General features: G+C 41.1%; 15 protein-coding genes and 1 tRNA gene. 11 read left to right on the top strand and 5 right to left on the bottom strand.

What is annotated here, in order from left to right:
• Positions 1-83 precede the first annotated feature (83 nt).
• Positions 84-1,010: a LysR family transcriptional regulator gene (locus tag AAEY99_RS14705; protein WP_351010980.1), complete on the bottom strand. Its 927-nt coding sequence runs from the start codon at positions 1,008-1,010 to the stop codon at positions 84-86.
• Between the two features lie 191 nt (positions 1,011-1,201).
• On the opposite strand from AAEY99_RS14705, the gene AAEY99_RS14700 reads away from it, so the two are divergent.
• The 5 genes from AAEY99_RS14700 (at position 1,202) to AAEY99_RS14680 (ending at position 7,486) form a co-directional block, all read left to right on the top strand.
• Positions 1,202-2,281 carry an efflux RND transporter periplasmic adaptor subunit gene (locus AAEY99_RS14700; RefSeq protein ID WP_351010978.1) on the top strand — a complete coding sequence of 360 codons (1,080 nt, stop codon included), beginning with the start codon at positions 1,202-1,204 and terminating at the stop codon, positions 2,279-2,281.
• Positions 2,282-2,284: 3 nt separating this feature from the next.
• Positions 2,285-5,350, top strand: coding sequence for an efflux RND transporter permease subunit (locus tag AAEY99_RS14695; protein WP_351011015.1), 3,066 nt, complete (start codon positions 2,285-2,287; stop codon positions 5,348-5,350).
• Positions 5,351-5,789: 439 nt separating this feature from the next.
• Complete coding sequence (rluB, locus tag AAEY99_RS14690) at positions 5,790-6,662, top strand: 23S rRNA pseudouridine(2605) synthase RluB (protein WP_101086762.1); 873 nt, start codon at positions 5,790-5,792, stop codon at positions 6,660-6,662.
• 194 nt (positions 6,663-6,856) lie between these two features.
• Complete coding sequence (locus tag AAEY99_RS14685; protein WP_101086763.1) at positions 6,857-7,186, top strand: hypothetical protein; 330 nt, start codon at positions 6,857-6,859, stop codon at positions 7,184-7,186.
• Positions 7,187-7,400: 214 nt separating this feature from the next.
• Positions 7,401-7,486 (top strand) — tRNA-Leu (locus tag AAEY99_RS14680).
• A gap of 286 nt (positions 7,487-7,772) precedes the next feature.
• Here AAEY99_RS14680 and AAEY99_RS14675 read toward each other — a convergent pair.
• Positions 7,773-8,048: an HU family DNA-binding protein gene (locus AAEY99_RS14675; protein ID WP_101086764.1), complete on the bottom strand. Its 276-nt coding sequence runs from the start codon at positions 8,046-8,048 to the stop codon at positions 7,773-7,775.
• A gap of 293 nt (positions 8,049-8,341) precedes the next feature.
• Here AAEY99_RS14675 and AAEY99_RS14670 point away from each other — a divergent pair, with 293 nt between their 5' ends.
• From AAEY99_RS14670 to rplY, 3 genes are all read left to right on the top strand, one after another.
• Positions 8,342-9,763 carry a L,D-transpeptidase family protein gene (locus AAEY99_RS14670; RefSeq protein WP_351010976.1) on the top strand — a complete coding sequence of 474 codons (1,422 nt, stop codon included), beginning with the start codon at positions 8,342-8,344 and terminating at the stop codon, positions 9,761-9,763.
• 253 nt (positions 9,764-10,016) lie between these two features.
• Positions 10,017-10,568, top strand: a complete 552-nt coding sequence (mepK, locus tag AAEY99_RS14665) for a peptidoglycan L,D-endopeptidase MepK (protein WP_101086766.1) — start codon at positions 10,017-10,019, stop codon at positions 10,566-10,568.
• Between the two features lie 490 nt (positions 10,569-11,058).
• Positions 11,059-11,346 carry a 50S ribosomal protein L25 gene (gene rplY, locus AAEY99_RS14660; RefSeq protein ID WP_011636915.1) on the top strand — a complete coding sequence of 96 codons (288 nt, stop codon included), beginning with the start codon at positions 11,059-11,061 and terminating at the stop codon, positions 11,344-11,346.
• A gap of 113 nt (positions 11,347-11,459) precedes the next feature.
• Here rplY and tamB read toward each other — a convergent pair whose 3' ends face one another.
• Together tamB and AAEY99_RS14650 are read right to left on the bottom strand one after the other, a co-directional pair.
• Positions 11,460-15,374, bottom strand: coding sequence for an autotransporter assembly complex protein TamB (gene tamB, locus AAEY99_RS14655; protein ID WP_351010974.1), 3,915 nt, complete (start codon positions 15,372-15,374; stop codon positions 11,460-11,462).
• Positions 15,371-17,161, bottom strand: a complete 1,791-nt coding sequence (locus AAEY99_RS14650) for an autotransporter assembly complex protein TamA (protein WP_351001136.1) — start codon at positions 17,159-17,161, stop codon at positions 15,371-15,373. The genes tamB and AAEY99_RS14650 overlap by 4 nt, the downstream gene beginning before the upstream one ends.
• A 188-nt stretch (positions 17,162-17,349) precedes the next feature.
• Between AAEY99_RS14650 and AAEY99_RS14645 the strand changes: the two genes are divergently transcribed.
• From AAEY99_RS14645 to hrpA, 3 genes are all read left to right on the top strand, one after another.
• On the top strand, positions 17,350-18,384 hold the full coding sequence (locus tag AAEY99_RS14645) for an isoaspartyl peptidase/L-asparaginase family protein (RefSeq protein WP_351010972.1): 1,035 nt from the start codon (positions 17,350-17,352) through the stop codon (positions 18,382-18,384).
• A 171-nt stretch (positions 18,385-18,555) separates the two neighbouring features.
• The gene (locus AAEY99_RS14640; protein WP_182744032.1) at positions 18,556-18,972 is read left to right on the top strand and encodes a CBS domain-containing protein; all 417 of its coding nucleotides are present in this window, start codon (positions 18,556-18,558) and stop codon (positions 18,970-18,972) included.
• A gap of 77 nt (positions 18,973-19,049) precedes the next feature.
• Positions 19,050-22,925, top strand: coding sequence for an ATP-dependent RNA helicase HrpA (hrpA, locus tag AAEY99_RS14635; RefSeq protein WP_351010970.1), 3,876 nt, complete (start codon positions 19,050-19,052; stop codon positions 22,923-22,925).
• Positions 22,926-23,949: 1,024 nt separating this feature from the next.
• On the opposite strand, the gene AAEY99_RS14630 is transcribed toward hrpA, so the two are convergent.
• Positions 23,950-24,402, bottom strand: coding sequence for a nuclear transport factor 2 family protein (locus AAEY99_RS14630; RefSeq protein WP_101086772.1), 453 nt, complete (start codon positions 24,400-24,402; stop codon positions 23,950-23,952).
• Positions 24,403-24,560 lie beyond the last annotated feature (158 nt).

The raw sequence follows: 24,560 nt of genomic DNA, 5'->3' as shown, positions 1-24,560 counted from the left end.
AGCAGTGATACAACCACAAATGAACTTGATGATGTAGACGACGAAGCCGTCGATGTTGTTAAAAACAGCCAAAATCTAACCCATTAAATCCACACTTTAGTATTGTTTGCCGCCCCTTTGTCGCTAGTTTGATCAGGGAGCTGGGCGAGCATGTAATCGAGTAAGCGCTGACCCGTTAGGCTTAAAAATCGTCTTGACGGATACACTAGAAATACCACGCCAGTATAAGGCGCTAAATCATTAAATAAACGCACTAACGCCCCTTGCTCTACGTCATCCTGACATAATTTTTTGGGTAAATAACCAATCCCTCGGCCTAATTTTGTAGCTTCATAAGCCAGTTGAATGCTATTGGTGCATAAATTGCCTTTTACGGCCTGCATAGCGTCATTGGCGAGTGGCACTTCACTGAAGGTTTTACCATTTGGGAAGCGAAATAAAATTGAGTTGTGTTGTTCAATATCACTCAAGGTGACAGGCATGCCAGCTTTGGCTAAGTATTCTGGGCTGGCAAAGAAACACATATCTTCACTGATAACCGGTTTGGCCACCATGTCGAGCTCACTAAACGTTTCATTCACCATAAATGCGATATCAATATTGTTACGCACCATGTCTAAGGGCTCGGTACTGGTAATGATCTCAAGCGAAAACTTAGGATTTTCATCCATAAAGGCAAATATTTTACTCACGATATCCATTATCTGCGGGATAGGAAATATCAAAATCCGTAAGTGGCCAGTCAACTCTGCTTTGTTGTCGGTAATATCTGCAAGAGTTCTATCTAAGTCAGCTAACATTACCAAGGTTTTTTCGTAGAAATGACTGCCTGCAGAGGTCAGTGTTATTGCGCGACTTTGGCGATGAAACAACTTTAAATTTAATGACTCTTCTAACGATTGTAAGCGTCTGCTGACAGTCGATTTAGGTAAATTCAACAAATTAGCGGCTTCAAGTATGCTGCCGGTTTCGACAATTCGATGAAATAATGCAATGTCTTCGGTTTTCATGTGGATTGCTCTGATTATGGCAAATAAGTCAAACTCAAATAATGGGATTGATGTTCCCAAATAAACCCATTTATTGCAACTATGATTCAGGGTATTGTTCGGCCCAATTGTGAATTAACTGTTATCCCTGAAAAGGGAAATATTGTTGTCACCACGTCTTTTTAATGCTTAGTTCCCAAGGATCATAGTCGATGAAATATCACTCAACGTTGCCGTTGGCATTGCTTATTTCTCTTATTTTAGTCGGTTGTACGCCTGATGAAAGCGCCGTACAAGATGTACTGGTGCGCCCAGTAAAATTGTTTGATGTGACACAGTCATCAAGCAATACCATTCGTCAGTTTCCTGCAAGAGTCGAAGCCAATAGCCGTGCAGAATTATCATTTAGGATTTCAGGCCAACTTGTCAGACTGGATCTTGTTGAAGGGCAACATGTTAAACAAGGTTTTTTACTGGCTCAATTAGACGATCGCGATGCGCATAATAATTTAATGACTCGTGAGGCCGAGTATGACTTGTTGCTCGCAGACTTTAGCCGTAATCAAACCTTATTAGAACGTAAATTAATTTCGCAAGCGCTATTTGACAGCAGTAAAGCCCAACTTAAATCGGCCAAAGCAGCGTTAGCTGCTGCCAATGATCAAGTCAGTTATACCCGTTTAGAAGCGCCATTTAGCGGCACCATTGCAAAACGTTTGGTAGATAACCACCAAATTGTTCAAGCAAACCAAGGTGTGATGACCCTGCAAAATAATCAGTTACTTGATGTCAGCATTCAGGTACCTGAAGCAATGGCGGCAGTATTAACTCAAGATATTGCCAATGGTTTAGCTGCAAAAGTTCGTTTTAGCGCATTAGATGACATGGTGTTTGATGCAAAATTTAAAGAATACTCAACTCAAGTGACACCAGGCACACAAGCTTACGAAGTAGTGTTTTCATTACCACAACCTGACAATGTACAACTATTGCCAGGCATGAGTGCCGAATTAACTTTAGCGACGCTAAATGACTCCCCAAAAGGCTTTAGTACCATAGTGCCTATTTCAGCCGTAGACAAACAAGACCAAAATGGTGATGTAACCGTGTGGCGTTATCAGCCAGAGAGTGGAGATGTTAGCCCGGTAAAAGTGACTCTCGGGCGGGTGAGTACTGACGGCGTAGAAGTGTTAACTGGGCTCCAAAAAGGCGATGCTATTGTTGCCGCAGGATTATCGCAATTATCTGAAGGCATGAAAGTAAAACCTTTACGCTGGCAACGAGGAGTGTAATTGATGAATGTTGCTGAGTATTCCATCAATCACAAAGTCATTAGCTGGATGTTCGCGTTTTTACTGCTTATTGGCGGCAGTGTTGCTTTTACTGGATTAGGACAATTAGAATTTCCTGAATTTACCATTAAGCAAGCGTTGGTGATCACCGCTTACCCTGGTGCGTCGCCTGAACAAGTAGAAGAAGAGGTGACATTACCGCTTGAAGATGCATTACAGCAGCTTGATGGTATTAAACATATCACCTCTATTAACAGTGCTGGACTATCACAAATTCAGGTTGAAATTAAAGACAGTTATGACAAACATCGCTTACCACAAGTGTGGGACGAGGTACGTCGAAAAGTTAATGACACTACAGGGCGTTTACCACCCGGCACCGCAAAGCCACAAGTGATTGATGACTTTGGTGATGTATACGGTATTTTACTTAACTTGTCAGGTAACGATTTTAGTAACCGAGAACTGAGCAACTATTCAGATTATTTACGCCGCGAACTGGTGCTTGTTCCCGGGGTAAAAAAAGTCTCTGTGGTGGGTGATGTGACAGAGCAAGTGGTGATTGAGATTTCACAACAAAAATTGTCAGCGCTAGGCTTAGATCAAAATTACATCTATGGATTAGTCAACAATCAGAACGTGGTGTCTAATGCTGGCAGTATTGTCATTGGTGATAATCGTATCCGTTTACATCCTACCGGTGAGTTTAGTTCGGTAGAGGAATTGTCTCGTTTAGTGGTGAGCTCACCTGGCAGCACTGAGCTTATTTATCTTGGGGATATTGCCAACATTGAAAAAGACTATGACGACACTCCCAATGTGCTTTATCACAATAGTGGTGAGGCGGCGTTATCGTTAGGTATTGCGTTTTCTGGCGGCGTAAACGTAGTCGATGTGGGTCAACGTGTTAGTGAACGCTTAGTTGAGCTTGAATCACAACGACCGTTAGGGATGAGCCTTGATACCGTTTATAACCAAAGCTCTGCTGTCGATAATACCGTACAAGGTTTTTTGATTAACCTTTTAGAGTCGATTGCGATTGTTATCGCGGTATTATTATTGTTTATGGGCCTTCGTTCTGGATTATTGATGGGCCTAATTCTGCTACTCACTATTCTAGGTACTTTCATTGTGATGAAAGTATTAGACATTGAATTACAGCTTATTTCTCTGGGCGCGCTGATCATTGCCTTAGGCATGTTGGTCGACAACGCCATTGTGGTGACCGAAGGTATTTTGATTGGCTTACAACGCGGTAAAACCCGTCTTGAAGCGGCCAAGCAAGTGGTATCGCAAACGCAGTGGCCATTGTTAGGTGCCACTGTGATTGCCATTATTGCTTTTGCACCCATTGGTTTGTCACAAAATGCTGCCGGTGAATTTTGTCGTTCATTGTTCCAAGTGTTGATGATTTCACTGTTTATCAGTTGGATAACGGCAATCACCTTAACACCGTTTTTCTGTAATTTACTATTCAAAGAGACCTCGCCACAAGCTGAGCAGGTAGACCCTTATAAAGGTTGGTTATTTACCACTTATCGCAGTTTTTTGTACTTTGTATTGCGCTTTCGTCTCGTTACATTGTCAGTGGTGTTGGCGATGTTAGTCACAGCAGTAATAGGCTTTGGTCATATTAAAAACGTATTTTTTCCCGCATCTAATACGCCAATATTTTTTGTTGATGTATGGATGCCAGAAGGGACAGACATTAAAGCAACTGAACGTTTTACCGGCGAAATAGAGAAAAAGCTACTGCAAGAAAGTGAGCTTAATGACACAGGTTTAGTGCACCTGACATCTGTCATCGGCCAGGGTGCCCAGCGTTTTGTATTACCTTATCAGCCTGAAAAAGGTTATCCAGCTTTTGCTCAGCTTATCGTCGAAATGCGTGATTTAGCAGCCGTTAAGGCTTATATGCCGCAAGTTGAACAGCTGTTAAATAGCCATTTTCCCCAAGCACAATATCGCTTAAAAAATATGGAAAATGGTCCGTCTCCAGCGGCTAAAATCGAAGCCCGTTTTTATGGCGAAGATCCTCAAGTGCTGCGCAATTTGGCCGCACAAGCTGAAATTGTTTTTAGAAATGAGCCGACAATGGATGGTGTTCGCCATAATTGGCGCAATCAAGTGCCACTCATTCGCCCGCAACTGCAAAATGCTCAAGCGCGTGAAACTGGCATCAGTAAGCAAGATTTAGATAATGCCTTGCTGGTTAATTTTAGTGGTAAACAAATTGGCTTGTATCGTGAAACTAGCCATCTGTTACCGATTGTTGCTCGTGCACCTGCAGCCGAACGTCTTCAAGCTGATAGCTTGTGGAAAATGCAAATATGGAGCACAGAGAACAATATATTTGTACCCGCAACACAAGTTGTTAGTGAGTTCAGCACTGAATGGGAAAACCCTCTCGTGATGCGCCGTGACCGAATTCGTATGTTGGCAGTATTGGGCGATCCCAAATTGGGATCTAATGAAACCGCAGACTCGGTACATAAAAAAGTCAGAAGTAAAGTGGAGGACATTCAGCTGCCGGCAGGTTATCGCTTAGAGTGGGGCGGGGAGTTTGAATCAGCAGGAGAAGCTCAAACAGCCGTCTTTAGCTCGATTCCGATGGGTTATTTAGCCATGTTTTTAATCACGGTATTTTTGTTCAATTCAGTTAGGCAACCTTTAGTCATTTGGTTCACTGTACCATTAGCGGTCATCGGTGTTTCTGCGGGATTACTGTTGTTCGATGCCCCATTCAGCTTTATGGCGCTACTTGGGTTGTTGAGTCTCTCCGGGATGGTGATTAAAAATGGCATTGTATTAGTGGACCAGATCAATCTCGAACTTGAAGAAGGTAAAGAACCTGGATTCGCACTGGTTGATTCGTGTGTGAGCCGTGTTCGCCCGGTGATGATGGCGGCCATTACTACTATGTTAGGCATGATCCCATTAATTAGTGATGCTTTCTTTGGTTCTATGGCCATCACCATCATTTTTGGTTTGGGCTTTGCTTCTCTACTCACCTTAGTGGTGTTGCCGGTAATGTATAGTCTTGTGTTTAATCTTAACGTGACTCGCTAAGCGCTACGTTTTATATTTAATCGTAATATCGAATTGTTTATTAAATGATTAAGGCTGCTGACGGATAATGTTAGCAGCTTTTTTTATGGGCTGAATAAATCTATTGGCTTGGGTTAGGCAGGCTGATAAAAGTATTAAGCAATCGTAACTCGATGTATGGACTCCACCACTCTACGGTCGTAGATTGGTGGAGTCTAAAACAAAAGGAGTCCATACATCGAGTTCAGGTTAAACAGCCTGATTTCTAAGCGTTTATGGCATCTGTTATCCTGAGTTAAGCTTAGTGATGGTATTTTTTGCTCACAAGCCCCATTCAGCGTATAATCTACGCACTTTTCTAATTGTATGCGCCATTGGCGGGTACAATCCTAAAAAGACAATAAAGCAAGAGTAATTAACCTTTTGTTTTTTATAAAATTTCTTTAAAGAGTCCCCGCTAATGAGTGAAAAATTGCAGAAAGTCTTGGCCCGTGCAGGCCATGGCTCCCGTCGTGAGATGGAGGCATGGATTGCTGCAGGCCGAGTTAGTGTTGACGGTGAAATTTCTGGTTTAGGTGATCGTGTAGAGGTTGACGCCAAAATACGTATTGATGGCCGTGCTATTTCATTAAAATCAGCTGACGACATTATTTGTCGTGTACTGGCATACCATAAACCTGAAGGTGAGATTTGCTCGCGCAAAGATCCTGAAGGCCGTACTACCGTGTTTGAACGTTTACCTAAAGTGCGCGATGCTCGCTGGGTTGCGGTAGGGCGTTTAGATATTAATACTTCAGGGTTGCTGTTATTTACCTGTGATGGTGAATTAGCTAACCGTTTAATGCATCCTTCAAATGAAGTAGAGCGTGAATATGCTGTGCGTACATTTGGTGAAGTGCCAGAAGCAGCTGTACAGCGTTTACGTACCGGCGTGACTTTAGAAGATGGTCCAGCACAGTTTGATACCATTAAAGCTGCTGGTGGCGAAGGCATAAACCAGTGGTGGCATGTCACTCTTCGCGAAGGACGTAATCGTGAAGTTCGTCGTTTGTGGGAATCACAAGACGTGCAGGTCAGCCGTTTAATCCGCGTACGTTATGGCAAAGTTGAGTTACCAAAAACATTACCGCGTGGTGGTTGGATTGAGTTGCCAATGGACCAAGTTAACTATTTACGCCAACTTGCTGGTTTAGAAGCTGAAACACGATCTGTTTTAGGTTCGGATAAACACAGTGTTGCTCGTTCTAAAGTTAAAAGTGCTAAAATCCGCCGTGCAGTTCATAAGCATAAAGTGGTTGGTAATCACGGTAAACCAACTCGTCAGCGTAGCTAATATTGATATTTAGGTTACTTTATAGAAGGTCGCGGATGCGGCCTTTTTTGTTAGTTTTTTTCGATGAAAATTAATTATTGCTCACCTACTTGTCAAAAGTTTTTTCTCAGATATGATTCTCAAAATTTACGACTTATTGTGCTGTTTTTCGACGATTTATGCGCCGCAGCATTTACATTGGTTATTAGGACTGTATGAAAAAATTATTGTTAGGTTTGTTAGTATCGTTATTGGTAGCATGCGCGTCAGCTCCTAGCTGGCAAGGAATGTCTGAACGTGAGATCAGCCAATGGAAAGCAATAGGCTTTGATTCAACCCAAGCGCAAAATTGGCGCGTAAGAGGTTTTGGCCCTACAGAATCTGATGGTTGGATAAAAGCCAACTTCAATTTAGATACTGCGACCATTTGGGCTAAAGAATCGTTTAATGTTGAAGAAGCACAAGTGTGGAGCGAAGCAGGTTTTGAAATTGAGGAAGCTGTCACCAATCGCAGTAAAGGGTTAACCCCTGTTAGAGCTAATTAATCATTTTTGTGCTAAGCATCTTGTTTTGTTGGATTTTACATCGGATTGACGTTTTTTGAAGCGTTCAGTTCGATGTGATGAATATTTTAGTTGCTTGGCCAAAAAAAAACAGTAAAGTGTCACCAAGTTAAGCGGGACGCGAAAGTAACCCTGTTTATCTTATGCAAATATGAATTAAGTGATTTGATGTTTGTTATCAAGACACGCTCAGTTTGCCCGAGTGGTGGAATCGGTAGACACAAGGGATTTAAAATCCCTCGCTGAATAAGCGTGCCAGTTCAAGTCTGGCCTCGGGTACCATTATAATCTCTAGCAATAGAGAGTGGTGTAAAAAAGCCTCAACTTATGTTGGGGCTTTTTTACGTCTGAAATTTGGTTGTGAACGGTAACAAACGCTAAAAAAGGTGAGAGCGATAAGAGCGAACGAGCCTAGATGCTAGGGCGGACTTCGTCCTACTAGTTCGCTACGCGGCTATAAGAGCGTGTGATGCCTGAATACTACATAGTTAGCCTAGCTACTGCAGTTATAGCCTCTAGCCGCGAAGCGTTCTAGTACCTAGGCTTATAAGGTTTCTACCACTTTGGCTTAAGCGTTAATCAATGCTTTTAATGCGGGTGATACTTTAAAGCTGGGTTGATTAAATCCGTCAATTTCTATGGTTTCACCGGTTTGTGGATTACGACCTAGTTTTGGTAAGTAAAAACGTAATTCAAATGTACCAAATTGGGGGATGTAAATTTTTTCACCTTCTGCTAAACCTTGATGAATAACCGCTAGGATTTGTTCAAGTTGTTGCTTAGCTTGAACTTGAGGAATGTCCATTTTGTTGGCCATGGTTTGAGTGAGTTGTTTTTTATTCATGTGATTCTCTATTGCTTCAGTACTTCTTATTCACCTTATAACAATTCAGCATGGCCCTTCCTAGTTGTGTATTCATAAATTAATGTTAACTGGTTACTTTTCATCTAGATGATTAATTTTCACTGACTTAGGTAAGGCTTAGGTAGCTAATAGGTAACGCTTTGGTATTCACTTTTGTTGATTAATTGTTTCTTGCACCTAAGCACATTTATTATTAATCATAATGGCTATATTCATTTCACTTACGTGAAAAAACATGACAATATCATTGTGTGGGGCCAATGGGGAATAGCATGTTCAGCAAACTGAAACTGTCTGTAAACGTTAGCATAATGGGTATATTGCTTTTGTGTGTGTCGCCATTTGTGTTGGCTAACACTGAAGAGCAATACGGCAATTTGACTCAACATCTGCAATTACAGTATTTGGCTGAGCCCACAGTACAGCGGGCACAATATTTAGCGATATTACAGACAGGGTCCGCTGCTGAACAATTAGAATATATCGACAACATTCAACAGAGTGTGGCCGCTTTTTGGCATAATAAACAAGTACCCCTGCCATTTGATTCAATAGCTAACACCACTTCGTTACGTGATAAAAACATTGCACTGGAGCCTGCTGCAGATGATTACCTTGGGGTAATAAATGATCTGCGTAAGTTAATGTGGTTATCGCAAACGCAAGATTGGCCAACCATCACGCTTGAAGGGCTGTTGCGCCCTGGAGATAGTCACCCAAGCATTAAGCAAATTAATCAACGTTTGTGGTTGTTAGGTGATGCGTACGCATACCTTGCGGATGAAGATAAATATCAACCGGCTTTGGAGCAAAGTGTTAAACGCTTTCAGTCTCGGCATGGGTTAAAGGCCGACGCGGTTATTGGTCCTAAAACCTTATTCTGGTTAAATCAAACTCCACAACAACGAGCCTCTTTATTAGCAAAAAGCTTTGTCGAAAAAACGACCTATTTAAGCCAGCTCCCTCAGTCTTATCTGTTGATTAATATTCCGGCTTTTCAAATGGTATTAGTCGATCAAAATAAAGTGGTGTTGACGTCGAAAGTGATTGTGGGTAAGCCATATCGACAGACTCCGGTGATGACGGGGCAAATTTCTAATATAGTTATCAATCCCACCTGGACAGTACCTCGACAACTTTTACGTAAGGATATTTTACCGCAAGTTAGATTAAATGGTGCTTACTTTACCGATAGACATTTTGATGTGTTTGATTATGAAGGTCATCGTGTCGATAAAACACCTCAACAGTGGCAACAGGCTGCAAAAGGGACATTCCCGTACAGAGTGGTTCAGCGCCCCGGTAACGGTAATGCATTAGGCCGTTATAAATTCCACTTTAACAATGATCAGAGCGTGTATTTACATGATACGCCAACACCTGAAATGTTTGCACATGTGGAGCGGGATGTATCATCAGGTTGTGTGCGAATTGAAAAAGTACAACAGTTAGCCGACTGGTTTGCCAACCATTTAGTTATTGATAAGCGTACTTGGGCTCATTTGCAGTCTAATCACACTCAAACTCAATGGTTTGCCTTATCATCAACCTTGCCTGTTCACATGGTATATTGGCGCGCTTGGGTCGATGAACAGCATGTTGCGCAATACCGAGATGACATTTATCAATTAACCCCAGTAGAGTCGATGAAGTTATTAAGCCATAAAGTCACCAGTAAAGATATTGTGCAATAATCACAATTGATGAAACAAAGTTAATGAGGTTTTACTTCATCCCTAAGTACTTGAGCTATATCACACTCTTATGTAAGTTAGTGTGTTTAATGCACATCTCAACATAGGCATACTTGCATTTATCAGCATTAATGGTTAATTTAATCGCCAGTTGGATAAAAAAGCAACAACGCAATGAAAAGCGCTGTGAAGATGAAATCGTGCTTTTAAAGCCGATAAGTATCGTAATTTAGATAATTTAAGTGGTGTATAAATGACAATAGAGTGCCTAACTCGTCGGCAGTTATTATTAGGCTTAAGCGGTGCCGCAGTGGTAACTCTGTTACCGAATACCGCGCAAGCAAGTCGTTCTACTCTTGGTGTTAAAGATTTACGTTTTTATAATTTGCATACTGGTGAAAGAAGCCAAGGAAGTTTTTGGGTTGATGGTCAATATCAATCAGAAACGTTGACTGAATTTAATCAAGTATTACGGGATCATCGCCAAAATTTAGCCGCACCGATTGATAAAAGATTATTTGAATATTTGTATAAATTACAGGTTACATTAGATAATCAAGATGAAATCCATGTTATTTCAGCTTATCGTTCACCCAAAACAAATCAAATGCTCGCATCGCGTAGCAATGGGGTTGCCAAGAAAAGTTATCACATGAAAGGCATGGCGATGGATATTGCTTTACCCGGAGTGAAAACTAAACACTTACGCGATGCTGCTGAGTCGCTTAAGTTAGGTGGTGTAGGATTTTATCCTCGAGATGGGTTTGTGCATATTGATTGTGGGCCAGTGAGGCGTTGGGGTTAATTAATACCAATCTCATTAAATATCTGGTCAGTTCAGAGTCTGTCAGGTTTTTCATTTCAAGGCGCATTGATGTAGAAATGGTTGTTCCCTTTTAAATCGATGCAACACAGAAGTGGCATACCTGAGAGACTATATTCTGGCGGGTTTAAAAGTACTTTATGCTTCATTAGATGCTTTCAAAATACGACTGCATGGTCTATTTCCATAAAAATAAGACATTCCCACTATTCATGGCGGTCAGATGCTAGCGGTTAGATGCTATAGGTAGAGTAACGCATGAGCTTGTTACCGATCATCACTATTCGTTTCAATCATCTGCCTTGCCTACAGCACTTTGAACTCCCGCTGAAATATCACATATTTAATAGGATTGGTATATCTTCTTGTGGGTTGATAATGGCTGTGGTAATATCCGCGCGCTTTATTTGAGTCATCGTTGGTCGAGAATGATGACGCCTTCATACTTTATTAATTATTAAGTGAGTGACTAATGTCTTACACAATCAACGCAGTAACCCGCACAGAAATCGGGAAAGGTTCGAGCCGCCGCCTACGTCATGCCGGTAAAGTTCCTGCAGTAATTTATGGTCCAGGTAAAGAGCCTGTATCAATCAAGTTTGAACACAAAGACATCATTAACATCCAGTTAAATGATGACTTTTACACAACTGACTTAACCGTTTCTATTGAAGGTAAAGAAGTTAAAGTTCGTGTAAAAGCTATCCAACGTCACGCATTCAAGCAATTGGTTGAACACATTGACTTTATGTTTGCTTAATCGCAAATGTGAAAAAAAAGCGCCTTAGGGCGCTTTTTTTATGACTGAATGTTTATCGCTAAATTTATTCTTATAATGCCAAATGCCAAATGCCAAATGCCAAATGCCAAATGCTAATCGATTTCGAAGCTGTAGTAGATATCCAGTGATTGACTTAAGGTGCTAGACACACTCTCTAAATATAATTGTGAAAACAAATAATATCGTACGGTCATTTCATAACCGGGGTTAAATACTCCCACGCCATACTTAATCATTAAGTCTTCACCTATATACCCACTCACGGCCACTTTTCCGTCATCATTAGTATCAAGTTGTACATTCGAAAATCCAAACTTTTCAATCAGTCCTGTCGCAGTACTGCCAATGCTATTCATTGCTCCACCATCAAATTGTGAACCTAAACTGAGCGCGGCTCCCATCATTAGTGAGTTACTTTGTTGGTTGGTTGTACTGGTAAAACCTTTACCCGTCAAAATATAAGAAAGCACCTCGGCTTGCTCTTTTGCTGGATTAGAGAATAAGGTGACCACTGGGCGCATTGGGGTACCCGTGACTCGAACACCGGCGGTGATATCACTCTCTTTAATGTCTCTAGTTGCTTCTATATTTAGGTTTGGCAATTCTGTTGGACCAATAAATTGGACTTCACCAGTATTAATACTTAAGGTTTGCCCCATAAACTTATAAGTCCCTTTGTTGACTTTAATATCACCAAATAACATGGGCGGCTTAAAAGCTTGCTGTTTTAGTACCAGATCGCCTTCTAGCTTTCCCTTAAGACCCATACCATCAATAGTAAGGCGTTTACCGACACTGATATTCAAATCGGCTGTAACGGCGTAAGGACTGGTTTTAACGGTTTGTTCAGACACTGAATCGTTAAATACCACATCGTTCGATACCGCAACGCCTCCTTCAGCTAACTGAGTAATTTTTATTTGTCCTGATGGCACGTCAACTTTGCCTTTTATCGCAAACAGTTGCTCATCAAAGGTCATATTAATATCTGGAGAGACATTTAATATTGCCATTGGTGGTTGAATTACCGCTAAATTTTCACCCTTAATATCAATGTCACCACTAAATTTCCCTTGAGGCCAAGCAAGGGTACCTGTCGTGCTCACTTGCCCGTCACCCATATGCCATTGGCCATTGAGTTGTCCTTGCTGACCTTCTAGAGCCAGTGACAAATACAGTTTATCGATTAATGTTGGGTTGGTGGATAAGGCAAATGCACCGTCACTGAGTTTGATATTACCCGAAACATTAGGGTCCATAAGGGTGCCGGATAAATTTAATCGACTGGATAACATGCCTTCTAAGGTTTCTAGCCTTGGAAAGAACTCTCCAAAAGGCGCGAGATTAAGTTCATTAACATTAATGGTACCTTGTAAGGTCCGATCGGGCGTGATATTGACACTCAGCTGACTTTGCCAACTTGCTATGCCGGACGAATCAAAACTCAATGAGCTAGTAATTTGTTTCTCATCAAGCGATGCTTGTAATAGTAACTGCTGGTAGTCGATGCTGATGGTGTTGTTTTTGGCGCGGCTTAGCTTAATATTGCCCGGTAAAAGCGTAAACTGAAAATTGGCAGTGGGCTTTTTACCTTTAGCCCAATTAACTTGACTGGTTAGCGCTGCTTCACCGCTCCAAGTGATTTTTTTAGACAACACAGGTGCCAATGATTTTCCGGGATTACCGGTAAAGGTGATATTGGCCTGGCCGGTGTGACCCAAATTAACATCATTGATTAAGCACAATTTATTGTGGGGATGTACTAAGCAAAAACTGCTTACACTGCCACTATGATTGAGCTGATCCCAGCTGAAGGTAATGTGTTTATCTTGTTGCCATTGCCCAAGAGCATTACTGATATTGAATTCTGTTAATGTGGCATTGAACTGTTGTTTATCAATATTACTACTACTGGCCATTTGAGTATTGATGACCACATCACCTTGAGTATTAAGTGTGCTTTGTTGTTGATGTTGATTGCCTTCACTGATGAATGCGATATCTGTTAGCTTATAGCTGTCCCATACAAGATTATTATTATGCAGTTCTATCCGATATTGATGCTGCGAATAAGGACGATAATTAGCCAGTAAATCAAGGCTGTCAATTTTACTTCCTTGGTAACTGAATTGACTGATTTGCGCATTAATATCCACAATTGGGTCGGCACTATTACCCGTAACATCAACTTTTGCAAAAATATTGCCGCGGCCGCCTTTTAGCCACTGACTGACATCGGGAACGCTAAGTTCGGCATCGATGTCCCATGTTTTGTCGGCTTGGCCATTGATGATTAATTGAGCGCCAAGGGCATTGGCCTGCAGGTTTGTCGCGTTAATCGCAAAATCTTGATTTAATGAAATATCGCCTTGCAAGTTCAACGGGTACCCATTTAATCGACCGGTTAAATCGGCGTCTTGAATGGCCACTTGCCACTGCTTATCGGCAATGCTGCCCGTGCTATTAAAATGGCCACTGAATTTACTTTTGATCGGATTTTGATGATTAATATAGTCAATATATTGCAACTGAATGTCGTTGGTAAGCACGTTGGCCTGCCAGGTTATTTTATCTTTATATGATAGCTGTCCAGTTAGATCTAGGTTGCCAGCGATTGACTGTAAATTGAGTGTATTGATGGTCAACTTTTGATTGTTGTTAACAACATCTGCAATAACTGCCAAAGTAGGGTGGTAAGGTGTTGTCAGTTGCCCTTCAAACTGTGCCACTTGGTCTTTTATATTACCTTTACTGGTAAAGTGACTAATATTACTGGTGTATAGCGGATTTTTTAACGGCCACTGCAAAGCGGCATCGGTCAGTGTTACTTGGTATTCAAGCGCCGGCGTGGTGAGATTAATGTCGGCTGCAAGGTTGAAATGGCTATCGCCTTTAGCGATGGCATTGATATTTAATTGGCTTAAGTCTTGGGTAAGATCAACACGGAGTTGTTGCTGTTGAAGCCCTGGCAACTCAGGCAGGTTTTCGACATTGGCTAGTAGTTTTAATGTCAGTGGATAATGATCGTGTAAGCTAATATCACCGATAACACTCACATCACCGTCATCATGTTGAATGTCTAGTTGGGTTATTCCAAGTTGAAATTGACGAAAACTGGCAGCTAACGCGATATGGCTAAAATGGTCGTTGCGCTGGCCGATAATGAGCTGACTGTCGGTGGCATTAAACTGTCTCACATTGACAGGAAAAGGCATAAACACCTGTGGTAAGTTAGCCAATGGCCATGAAGTTTCATTGGGCGCGGCGGTTTGGTTTGTTGCTTTATTATTTGGCTGAGAACGTGTTTGGCTTGTTGATGTTGCATCTGGGATGTTGACGATTAGCCCTTGGCTGGTGAGTGATTCAACCACAAGGCCAGCGTTATTCCAGATAGCTTGAGTCGTTAAATTGTCGGCATAAAAAGTCATACCATTCACATCTACATTAATATTGGCCAATTGGGCGTGGCTGAGATTAATACTAATCGGTAATTTAAGCTCGGTAAAGGGATCGACGATATCCCCCGTTTCAACGGTATTTTTGGTTACAGGAATATCATCACTGATAATGTTCACATCAATACTTGATGCCAGCAGATTTGTGACACAAAGCTGTTTGTTAATCAGACATGTTGGCACCCATTCTAAAGTTAAATCATCAGCTTCGACGCTAATCCCTGGCATTGACCATGACAAGTGATGCAACGTGATATCATCATTTAAGGTGCCTGAAGCATATTCAACATCGATATCACTGACAAATTGATTAACGAACATCACCCCCATTTTACTGCCAAATGGGGTGCCCATGATGATGGCAAACAGCATCAATAATACCAAAGGGACATAAATCAGTATTCGGGTAGAAAGCTTAATACTGCGCCAAATTCTTGCAGATAGACGGGTTGATTTAGGTGCTTTTTTATTACTTGGCTTGAGTGATTCTTCTGACTGAGCGTTTTGCTCATTATGTTGCAAAGTACTTTGTTCAGTATGTTTATCTATCATAAGTCAGTTCCCATGGTTAAATGGAAACGATATGAACGTGCAACTGTCTCGGTTTCTTTTAAGCCAAAGCCTAAGTCCATTCGAATCGGGCCAATGGGTGATATCCAGTGTAATCCTCCACCAACCGATACTACTGGTTCAAACTGCTGTGTATCAAAAGCATTACCTGCATCGACAAAGGTGGCAACCCGCCATGTCGGGGTTAGATAATATTGATATTCAATACTGCCAATCGCTAAGTAGCGCCCACCGACAACCTGTCGAGATAAGCCACCTTCACTGTTGGTGTAGTCAATGTAGGGACCTAATTCTTGGTAACTGTAACCTCGTATGCTTTGGTCGCCACCGGCAAAATATCGTAACGATGGCGGTATATTAGCCATATCGTTTTTGTCAGCAATATTAGCTCCTAAATCGACTCGAGCAACAAAACGATGTTTATCGAATATAGTATCTACCCATTTAAATCGGGCTTGTAAACGTGCTAGGCGGATGGTGGAGCCTAAGGACGGGTCGGCGTATTCAACACTGTAAGTTTGACGATACCCAGATTTGGGATCGAGCGTGTTGTCACCACGAACTGTTTTGGTGAGGTTGAAACCCAACAAATAAAAACGTGGATCGTAATCTGTATCGAGTTGATTATAAAACTCTCTAACGGATTCAATTGAATATCCATGTAACCAATTACTTTTAGATCGCCTTTGACGCGTTAAGCCAACGAGATACTTTTTAGACTCTAATTGCCCGGTATTATTAAATTGGCGTTTATCAGCGTCGTAATCTTGGGTGACACCATAGGTGTCGCGTAATAATCCGAGTTTTATTTTCAGTTGATCATCTAAGGGGTGAGTTAACGGAATAGTATAAGTGGTTAAAATCTTAGGTCGCTCAGGTGACCATTCAGCAGTGGTTTCTTGATAATGGCCATAGCGATTGATTTGCGGCGTGCGCCAGGTGACTCGCACACGAGGATCAACACTGTTTTCTGTACTATTACCTATATCAGCACCTAAACCCACTTCAATAAGATGGCTAGGTCGAGGGCTTAGCTCAACTTTAATCGGAACTACCCCAGTATCTATTTTGTTTAGTTGTGGCAATACTTTGATATTACTAAAATAACCAGTATCTAATAAATTGCGATTAAACTCAGTTAATAGCTGTGTGGCGTAAGGCGCATCAGCATCAAAAGGAATCAATGATTCAACAACGTCATCATTGAGAGTACTGCCTTCAAAGTGAACATCACCAAATAAATAGCGTTTACCAGAATTAAACTGTAGGTTAATTTGGGCGGTATTTAAGTCACGATTAATGTTGATTTCTGATTTGGTGTATTGACCATCAAAATATCCTCTTGCCAGCGCTAACGTGATCAACTGTGATTTTATCGAATCATATACACCGTGGTTTAAGGTATCACCAGGTTTTATTTTCAAGCTATTAAGCCACAGCGAAAAAGTATTATCTTGGAGCATGTCACCTTGAAAATTAATATCCACCCATTGAATAATGACCGGTTCGCCTGGGGTTATATTGAGGCTTAACTCCCAAGGGCCTTTATCATTCTCTTTGACATCAATATCTAAAATTGCATGGTAGTAGCCCATGGATTCAAGGGCATCATGGGTGTTATCGTCAACGGTAAATAAAAATGCTCGCCGCTGAACATCGTTATCTGGCAGTGTGCCTAAATGAGCAAAAATGTTCTTTTCAATTTTTTTCGGCACGCCGGTAACGTTAATCGTTAACCAATTTTCGTCGGCCAGCACCAAGCCTGACATCAGTAATGTCAACGAAAGCAATAGAAATTGGCTAATTTTAAGGCGTTTTGTCGACAAGTTAAGCTAACTTTTCCAAAATTGATGATGATGACCATTGTCGCTACAAAGTATAAAAGTCGCAAGGATATGATTGAAATTACAAACAGAAATGGTTACAAAGATAAACCACCTTCAAGGATTTTTCTAACATGAATAAATTATATTTAACGATTGCGCTATGTTTAAGCTTAACGTCCAATAGCAGTTTTGCTAAAGACGATACACCTTTTGCTATAGCAATCCATGGTGGCGCCGGCACTATTTCAGCAGCCAGTCTAAGCCCTGAGCAAGAGAAAGCCATTCGCGACAAACTTAAACAGGCAGTTGATGCCGGATATAAAGTGTTAGATAAGGGTGGTGACAGCCTCGATGCGGTTCAAGCTGCGATAAATGTGTTAGAAAATAGCCCATTATTTAATGCTGGGGTTGGCGCTGTTTATACTTTTGATGGTGGCCATGAACTTGATGCCTCCGTCATGGACGGTAACACTATGAATGCAGGTGCCGTTGCTGGGGTTAAACATATTAAAAACCCGATTGATTTAGCAAGAAAGGTGATGGAAAAATCACCCCATGTGATGCTTTATGGACAAGGGGCGGAAGAATTTGCGCTAACACAACAATTTAGTTTAGTGCCTAACAGTCATTTTGATACCCCACATCGTTATGCACAGTTGCTTGATGCTAAGGCGAGTATCATTGAAGCCGAGCAAAATAATGGCGGAGATTATCAGGCGTCAGTAGAACAGTTAAAAGCCAATTATAAATACGGCACCGTGGGTGCTGTTGCACTTGATAAGCAAGGTAACCTTGCTGCAGGGACATCAACTGGCGGCATGACAGCAAAACGTTTTGGCCGTATTGGTGATTCTCCGGTCATTGGCGCCGGAACGTATGCTGAAAATGGTGTCTGTGCGGTATCTGCAACAGGGCACGGTGAGTATTTTATCCGTTATCAAGTGGCGGGTGACATATGCGCTAGAGTTAAATACCAACAAGTATCGATTATTCAAGCGGCTGATGAAGTCATTAATCAACGTTTAATATCAGCTGGTGGAACTGGAGGCGTGATAGCAATTGATCAGCGTGGCAATATCGCAACGCCATTTAATACCGAAGGTATGTATCGTGCAACTCGAAGCCAAGGCCAAGCTGCCACAGTCATGATCTGGCGTGACAAGTAAGTCCTAGCTGTGATGATAAAGACCGATTAAAACAATCGGTTTTATTTTCTATCCACTGAGCCATTATTGACTAAACTTAAATTAAGTCAGTACTTGAATGTTGATTCATTTTGAATTGATTGACGAGATTTATTAAGCACGTAGTCAATTAGCGTGCATTTAGGGGGCAATATGGATTCAATCAAAATTAAAGATCACATGGATAGACGTCCGATACTGTTAACCGCAGATATGTCACTGGCAATAGCGGTTGAGAAACTACTCGAAAGTAATAAGAGCGGCGCGCCAGTTGTGGATAGTGTTGGAAAGTTAGTGGGGTTCTTATCCCAACAAGATTGCTTGTCAGTGATGTTAAAAAGTAGCTACCACTGTGATATGACCAGCACAGTGGCAGATTGTATGAAAAGCCCTGTATTATCAGTTACTCCCGATGAAAGTATATTGGAATTAGCTGAACAAATGTTAGGCTCTAAACCAAAAATTTATCCTGTATTGAGTGCCGGAAAAGTCATTGGAACCATTAATCGGACCAATGTGCTTAAGGCGATGAATATTTATATGCAACAGTGTTACTTATCTCCAGCTTAACAATCGTTAAAATCAATACCATTCTGCTGTTTTCCTTGCTAGGATCGCTTTTTTTGATGTAAGCAAGGGAATCAGATTTGAATTCGGACCTTCACCCGCTATCTAAGGCGTATCTCAATCTTTGTTATCAAACCGATGCTGCTAAAATTCGTCGTCGTTTGTATCGTGTCAATAAAGAAGCCGAGTCTGAAAAAAAATCCCAAACGTTAGCGCAGTTAACGGAAGCTGCGCAGCAAGCCTATCAAAAAGCGCAGCAGCGCTTGCAGTCTAGACCTATTATTAGTTATCCAGATGAACTTCCTGTGTCGCAAAAACGTGACGATATTGCTTCTGCTATTGCCAATAATCAAGTGGTGATTGTGGCGGGGGAGACAGGATCTGGTAAAACAACCCAGTTACCTAAAATCTGTCTTGAATTGGGGTTAGGAACTCGAGGCTTAATTGGCCATACCCAACCTCGTCGTCTTGCTGCACGAAGTGTCGCGAATCGTATTGCTGATGAACTTAACAGCCCATTAGGTGAAGTTGTTGGCTTTAAAGTTCGTTTTGCTGATGCCATGAGTGACAACAGTTATATTAAACTGATGACCGATGGCATTTTGCTCGCCGAACTCACCTCGGACCGATTTTTAAACCAGTACGATGCGATTATTATTGATGAAGCGCATGAACGCAGCTTAAACATTGATTTTATATTGGGATATCTGAAGCAGGTACTAAAAAAACGTCCTGACTTAAAAGTCATTATTACTTCGGCTACCATAGATGTAGATCGTTTTTCAAAACACTTTAATAATGCACCTGTTATTGAAGTGTCTGGGCGTACTTTTGAAGTTGAAACGCGTTATCGTCCTTTAGTGCGCGACACTGATGCTGATTTAGATGTCAGCGATGGCATTTTTGCCGCCGTAGACGAGTTAATGGCCGCGGGTCCTGGCGACATATTGATATTTATGAATGGTGAGCGTGAAATTCGCGATACCGCTGATTTACTCAATAAACAGCAATATCGCGATACTGAAGTTTTACCACTATATGCGCGCCTTTCTTACGGTGAACAATCTAAAGTCTTTAAAAGCCACATTGGCCGCCGTATCGTATTAGCCACCAACGTTGCCGAAACGTCATTAACCGTGCCTGGGATCCGTTATGTTATCGACCCTGGTACCGCACGCATAAGCCGTTATAGTTACCGTACGAAAGTACAACGTTTACCGATAGAACCCATATCGCAAGCCAGCGCCAATCAACGTCAAGGACGTTGTGGTCGTGTAGGCCCAGGTATTTGTATTCGACTTTACGATGAAATGGATTTTATTCAGCGCCCTGAATTTACTGATCCTGAAATATTACGAACCAATCTTGCTTCAGTGATTTTGCACATGTTGGCGATTGGATTAGGTGACATTGGCGGATTTCCATTTATTCAACCACCGGATCAAAAACACATTCGAGACGGTTTTTTATTGCTTGAAGAATTACAAGCGGTTAAAAAGTCTGGTAATGACCTAGTGTTAACGCCATTAGGCAAAGATTTAGCTAAAATCCCACTCGATCCGCGTTTAGCCCGAATGGTCATTGAAGCGAACAAATTGGGTTGTTTACACGAAGCATTAGTGATTACTGCAGGTTTGTCGATTCAAGATCCGCGTGAACGTCCCGCAGAAAAGAAACAAGCAGCAGACGAGTGTCATCGCCGTTATGCTGATAAAGATTCAGACTTTGCCAGTTGGGTGAAGTTATGGGATCACGTAAAAGATCAAAAGCATGAGCTATCAGCCAGTCAGTTTAGAAAACAATGTCGTGACGAATATCTCGCCTATTTACGCGTACGTGAATGGCAAGATTTATACACTCAAGTGAAACAAGCTGTTCATGAATTGAAATGGCGTATCAATGACAGTGCAGCCAGTTATGAACAGTTACATCGAGCATTATTATCAGGTTTGTTAAGCCATGTTGGTTTTAAAGGCGAGAACAACGAGTATCTAGGGGCGCGTAACCGTAAATTCTTTGTGTTTCCAGGATCGCCTTTAGCGAAAAAAGGTCCTAAGTGGATAATGGCTGCTGAGCTGACTGAAACCTCACGTTTATTTGCGCGTTGTTGTGCCAAAATAGACCCTGAATGGTTAGAATCACTCGCCTCACATTTAGTGAAAAAGAATTATCTAGAACCGCATTTTGAAGCCAAAGCGGCAAGCGTTATAGCACTTGAGAACCAAGTTCTTTATGGCTTGACCATAGTCAATCGCCGTCGAGTACAATATGGGCCGATTGACCCTATAGAAGCTCGAGAGATTTTTGTGCGTAGTGCTTTAGCCGAAGGGCAGTTACAGACGAAAGAAACGTTTTTTGTTAATAATCAAAAATTGCTTAATGACATAGAGTCGCTAGAACATAAATCTCGCCGGCGAGATATTTTGGTCGATGAGCAAGTGTTGGTGGATTTTTACGAACCACTAATACCCGTTGGCATTTATAATGGGCCACTATTTTTTGCCTGGTGGAAAAAAGCGCGTCAACAAACGCCAGACTTGCTCGATTACAGCCAAGCCTTATTAATGCAGCGTAGTGCCGACCATATATCTGCGCTCGATTTTCCAGAAATATGGCATAAAGGTAATCTCGGCTTGACTGTCAGTTATCATTTTGAACCGGGTAGTATTGATGACGGCGTGTCAGTGCATATTCCTGTTGCACTGATTAATCAAATTGATGACAGTGACTTTGATTGGCTAGTGCCTGGGTTACGACAAGAAAAGTTGATTGCACTGATTAAATCTTTGCCTAAAAATTTGCGTCGTAATTTTGTGCCTGCTCCAGATTATGCTCGGGCATGTTACCAAGCGATGAAGCCGTTTGAGTTATCGATGCTTGATACCATGTGTAAACAGTTACTGCGCATGAGCGGTGTACGCATTTCTGCTGACGACTTTGATGTAACTCAACTGACAGAACATCTTAAGATGAACTTTAAGATTGAGGATGACCATGGTCGTTTAGTTGCCCAAGGTCGTGATTTAGAGCTATTAAAAGGCCAACTGCAAGGTGTTGTGGCTAAAGCAATACGTAAAGTAGCTGACAAAGGCATTGAGCAAGAGGCAATAACCACATGGTCATTTGGTGATTTACCCGCTCAATATCAGCAGCGCAAAGGTAATTACGAAGTTAAAGCATATCCGGCATTGATTGATAATAAAACCGATGTGGCGATTAAGTTATTTGATGATGAACATGAAGCAAAGCGTCATCATCGAGTAGGCTTACGCCGATTACTGTTGATAAACATTCCTTCGCCAGTGAAACATTTGCAACAAGCTTTGCCTAATAAAGCAAAGCTAGCAATGTACTTTAATCCATTTGGACAAGTGCAGATATTAATCGAAGATATTATTAATGCAGCGGTACAGCAGTTGTTAGATCAAAAGCAACTAGACATTCGCAATGAGCAGCAGTTCGAGCAAGCAAAAGAGTGGGTTCGCCAAGAGCTTAACCCAACAGCAGAGAGCATTGCGCTCAATGTAGAGCAAATTTTGACAATTTATCAACGTATTAAAAAACGTCTAAAGGGCAAAATTAGCTTAGATATTGCATTTGCAATGAGTGATATTCAAACTCAGCTTGATAGCCTTGTGTATAAAGGATTTGTCGAAGACTGTGGCTGGCAACGATTAACGGATGTTGTTCGTTATTTAAAAGCCATTGAAAATAGACTCGATAAGCTACCTGTTGACCCAACACGTGATCGATTACACATGCACAGTATTGCAAAAGTACAAGAGGCGTTAACGGCTCAATTAGCCAAAGTGCCACGTTCACAACCGGTCCCAGAGGCACTCATTGAAGCTCGCTGGATGATAGAAGAGTACCGGGTATCTTGTTTTGCTCAGGTATTAGGTACCGCTTATCCTATTTCAGAAAAGCGAGTATTGAATTCCATCAGCCAAGTGTAACCTTGATGCGTTGCTCCATCGCATGACGATGCGAATAAAACCGATATCACTTAGGTGATGTCGGTTTTTTATTATCCCAAATTGATTCATTTTCTAGTGATGTCTGTAAGATCTGTCATTTCTTAACTATTAATTCAAAACCAAAAGCTTAGCCATATTCGTTAAATGCTTTGATAGTGCAGGCTGAGTGCAGGGCATTATTTTTGAGTGAGGCACTCCAGTATTTCATTATGTTGTGGCCTCATCTTTTAAGGGCATTATTCTTTCAATAAATAATCAGAACTATAGAGTTTGAGTTGCCGTTATAGGGGCATAGTAATAGGTATTTAGCCTTAACAGCAGCAATGGAACCGTCGACTTGTATCGCAATGCGCTAGTACGTTGTCACGTCGAGTATGTTGTAATTTCTGAAAGACTTTCTGTTTTTAGTGTAAAATCTCAATTTAAAGACACATTTAGACTATCCGCAAAACAGAACTGAAAGTTTTTCGTAATTGTGGTTTGAAAGTGATCTGACTATTGATATACTTAGCGCCAAGAAGAAAGTGATTGGTACTCTTCTCTCTGTAAGGCAAATGTCATCCCCCCAGCATTAACACGATGTCGTCAGTATTAAGGATTCAATATCGTGTTGTTGTTTATAAAAAGACAGGCCTACACCTACAAAACGACCTAAAAGATTGGAGTTATTATGGAAGTTCATGAATACGAAAACGCTTACTATCAAGTGAAAGATGACGTGTTAGAGTCTTTACCTTCTAACGAAGAATAAGACGATTGAACGAGCTTATTAATGCTTTGGCAACTCAGTTGATGCATTAAATACTCCGACAAAAAATAAAAATAGCAGCCTAGGCTGCTATTTTTATTGGTTATTGCTCATTGTTTATTTTATCAATTATTTATAATGCTTAAACATATCGCATAGTGGTGAGTATCTGAAATGAACGATAATTGTTTTTGATCTCCCATCATGATTAAACACTAAAATTAGCTAATTTTGGTAATCTGTTTTGACTCAATACTAACCTTCAATACGACCTTTTTCGGGTAGTATCTCAACAATAATCCAGGTATTGCCTTGTTTATGCAGACGAATGGTTCGATCATCAATCCATTGTCTTCCACCTTTTAATCCTTGCATTTTAACGATTACAGTCACGTCATCGGTAAATTTTCGGAAAAAATCGATATCAATTTCATCAATAGACATCGTCACTTGCTTCATGGATAAGCCTAATACGTGTCGTTGCACCGCTGATGCTATATGATAATGATCCATAACATCCTGTATATCAGGTGCGACAAACTTTTTAGCTTTCTCTACATCACGATCGACATAAATAGCTTCGAAGAAACCCAAAGAAACTTGTTCTGGTGTGAGTTGAGGTTGACCAAATTCATCTGATTGTCCGCAAGCAGTGAGAATGAACAGTAGAAATACAGAGAATATTTTAATGGAAGTCATTTTTAACATAAGGCTTTTTTACTGCTGATATTATAATTTTTATCTAGTATCTCGATTTATGCTATAGCTTACAAGGATAGGCTCGATTTAAATAATATCATTATCAATAATTGTAGCGTAAAGCCTTATATGCTCATATTTTGTAATATATTGAAAGTATCAATGGT

It is taken from the genome of Shewanella sp. S1-58-MNA-CIBAN-0166 (assembly GCF_040310085.1).
GTDB lineage: Bacteria > Pseudomonadota > Gammaproteobacteria > Enterobacterales > Shewanellaceae > Shewanella.
The sequence above is the reverse complement of the archived record's forward strand: the minus strand, read 5'-3'. Positions and strand labels throughout refer to the sequence as shown.

Bases quoted from the DNA above. Each gene is read 5' to 3' on its own strand.
- AAEY99_RS14705 (WP_351010980.1), bottom strand. From the start codon at position 1,010: ATGAAAACCGAAGACATTGCATTATTTCATCGAATTGTCGAAACCGGC.
- AAEY99_RS14700 (WP_351010978.1), top strand. From the start codon at position 1,202: ATGAAATATCACTCAACGTTGCCGTTGGCATTGCTTATTTCTCTTATT.
- AAEY99_RS14695 (WP_351011015.1), top strand. From the start codon at position 2,285: ATGAATGTTGCTGAGTATTCCATCAATCACAAAGTCATTAGCTGGATG.
- rluB (WP_101086762.1), top strand. From the start codon at position 5,790: ATGAGTGAAAAATTGCAGAAAGTCTTGGCCCGTGCAGGCCATGGCTCC.
- AAEY99_RS14685 (WP_101086763.1), top strand. From the start codon at position 6,857: ATGAAAAAATTATTGTTAGGTTTGTTAGTATCGTTATTGGTAGCATGC.
- AAEY99_RS14675 (WP_101086764.1), bottom strand. From the start codon at position 8,048: ATGAATAAAAAACAACTCACTCAAACCATGGCCAACAAAATGGACATT.
- AAEY99_RS14670 (WP_351010976.1), top strand. From the start codon at position 8,342: ATGTTCAGCAAACTGAAACTGTCTGTAAACGTTAGCATAATGGGTATA.
- mepK (WP_101086766.1), top strand. From the start codon at position 10,017: ATGACAATAGAGTGCCTAACTCGTCGGCAGTTATTATTAGGCTTAAGC.
- rplY (WP_011636915.1), top strand. From the start codon at position 11,059: ATGTCTTACACAATCAACGCAGTAACCCGCACAGAAATCGGGAAAGGT.
- tamB (WP_351010974.1), bottom strand. From the start codon at position 15,374: ATGATAGATAAACATACTGAACAAAGTACTTTGCAACATAATGAGCAA.
- AAEY99_RS14650 (WP_351001136.1), bottom strand. From the start codon at position 17,161: ATGTCAGGCTTGGTGCTGGCCGACGAAAATTGGTTAACGATTAACGTT.
- AAEY99_RS14645 (WP_351010972.1), top strand. From the start codon at position 17,350: ATGAATAAATTATATTTAACGATTGCGCTATGTTTAAGCTTAACGTCC.
- AAEY99_RS14640 (WP_182744032.1), top strand. From the start codon at position 18,556: ATGGATTCAATCAAAATTAAAGATCACATGGATAGACGTCCGATACTG.
- AAEY99_RS14630 (WP_101086772.1), bottom strand. From the start codon at position 24,402: ATGTTAAAAATGACTTCCATTAAAATATTCTCTGTATTTCTACTGTTC.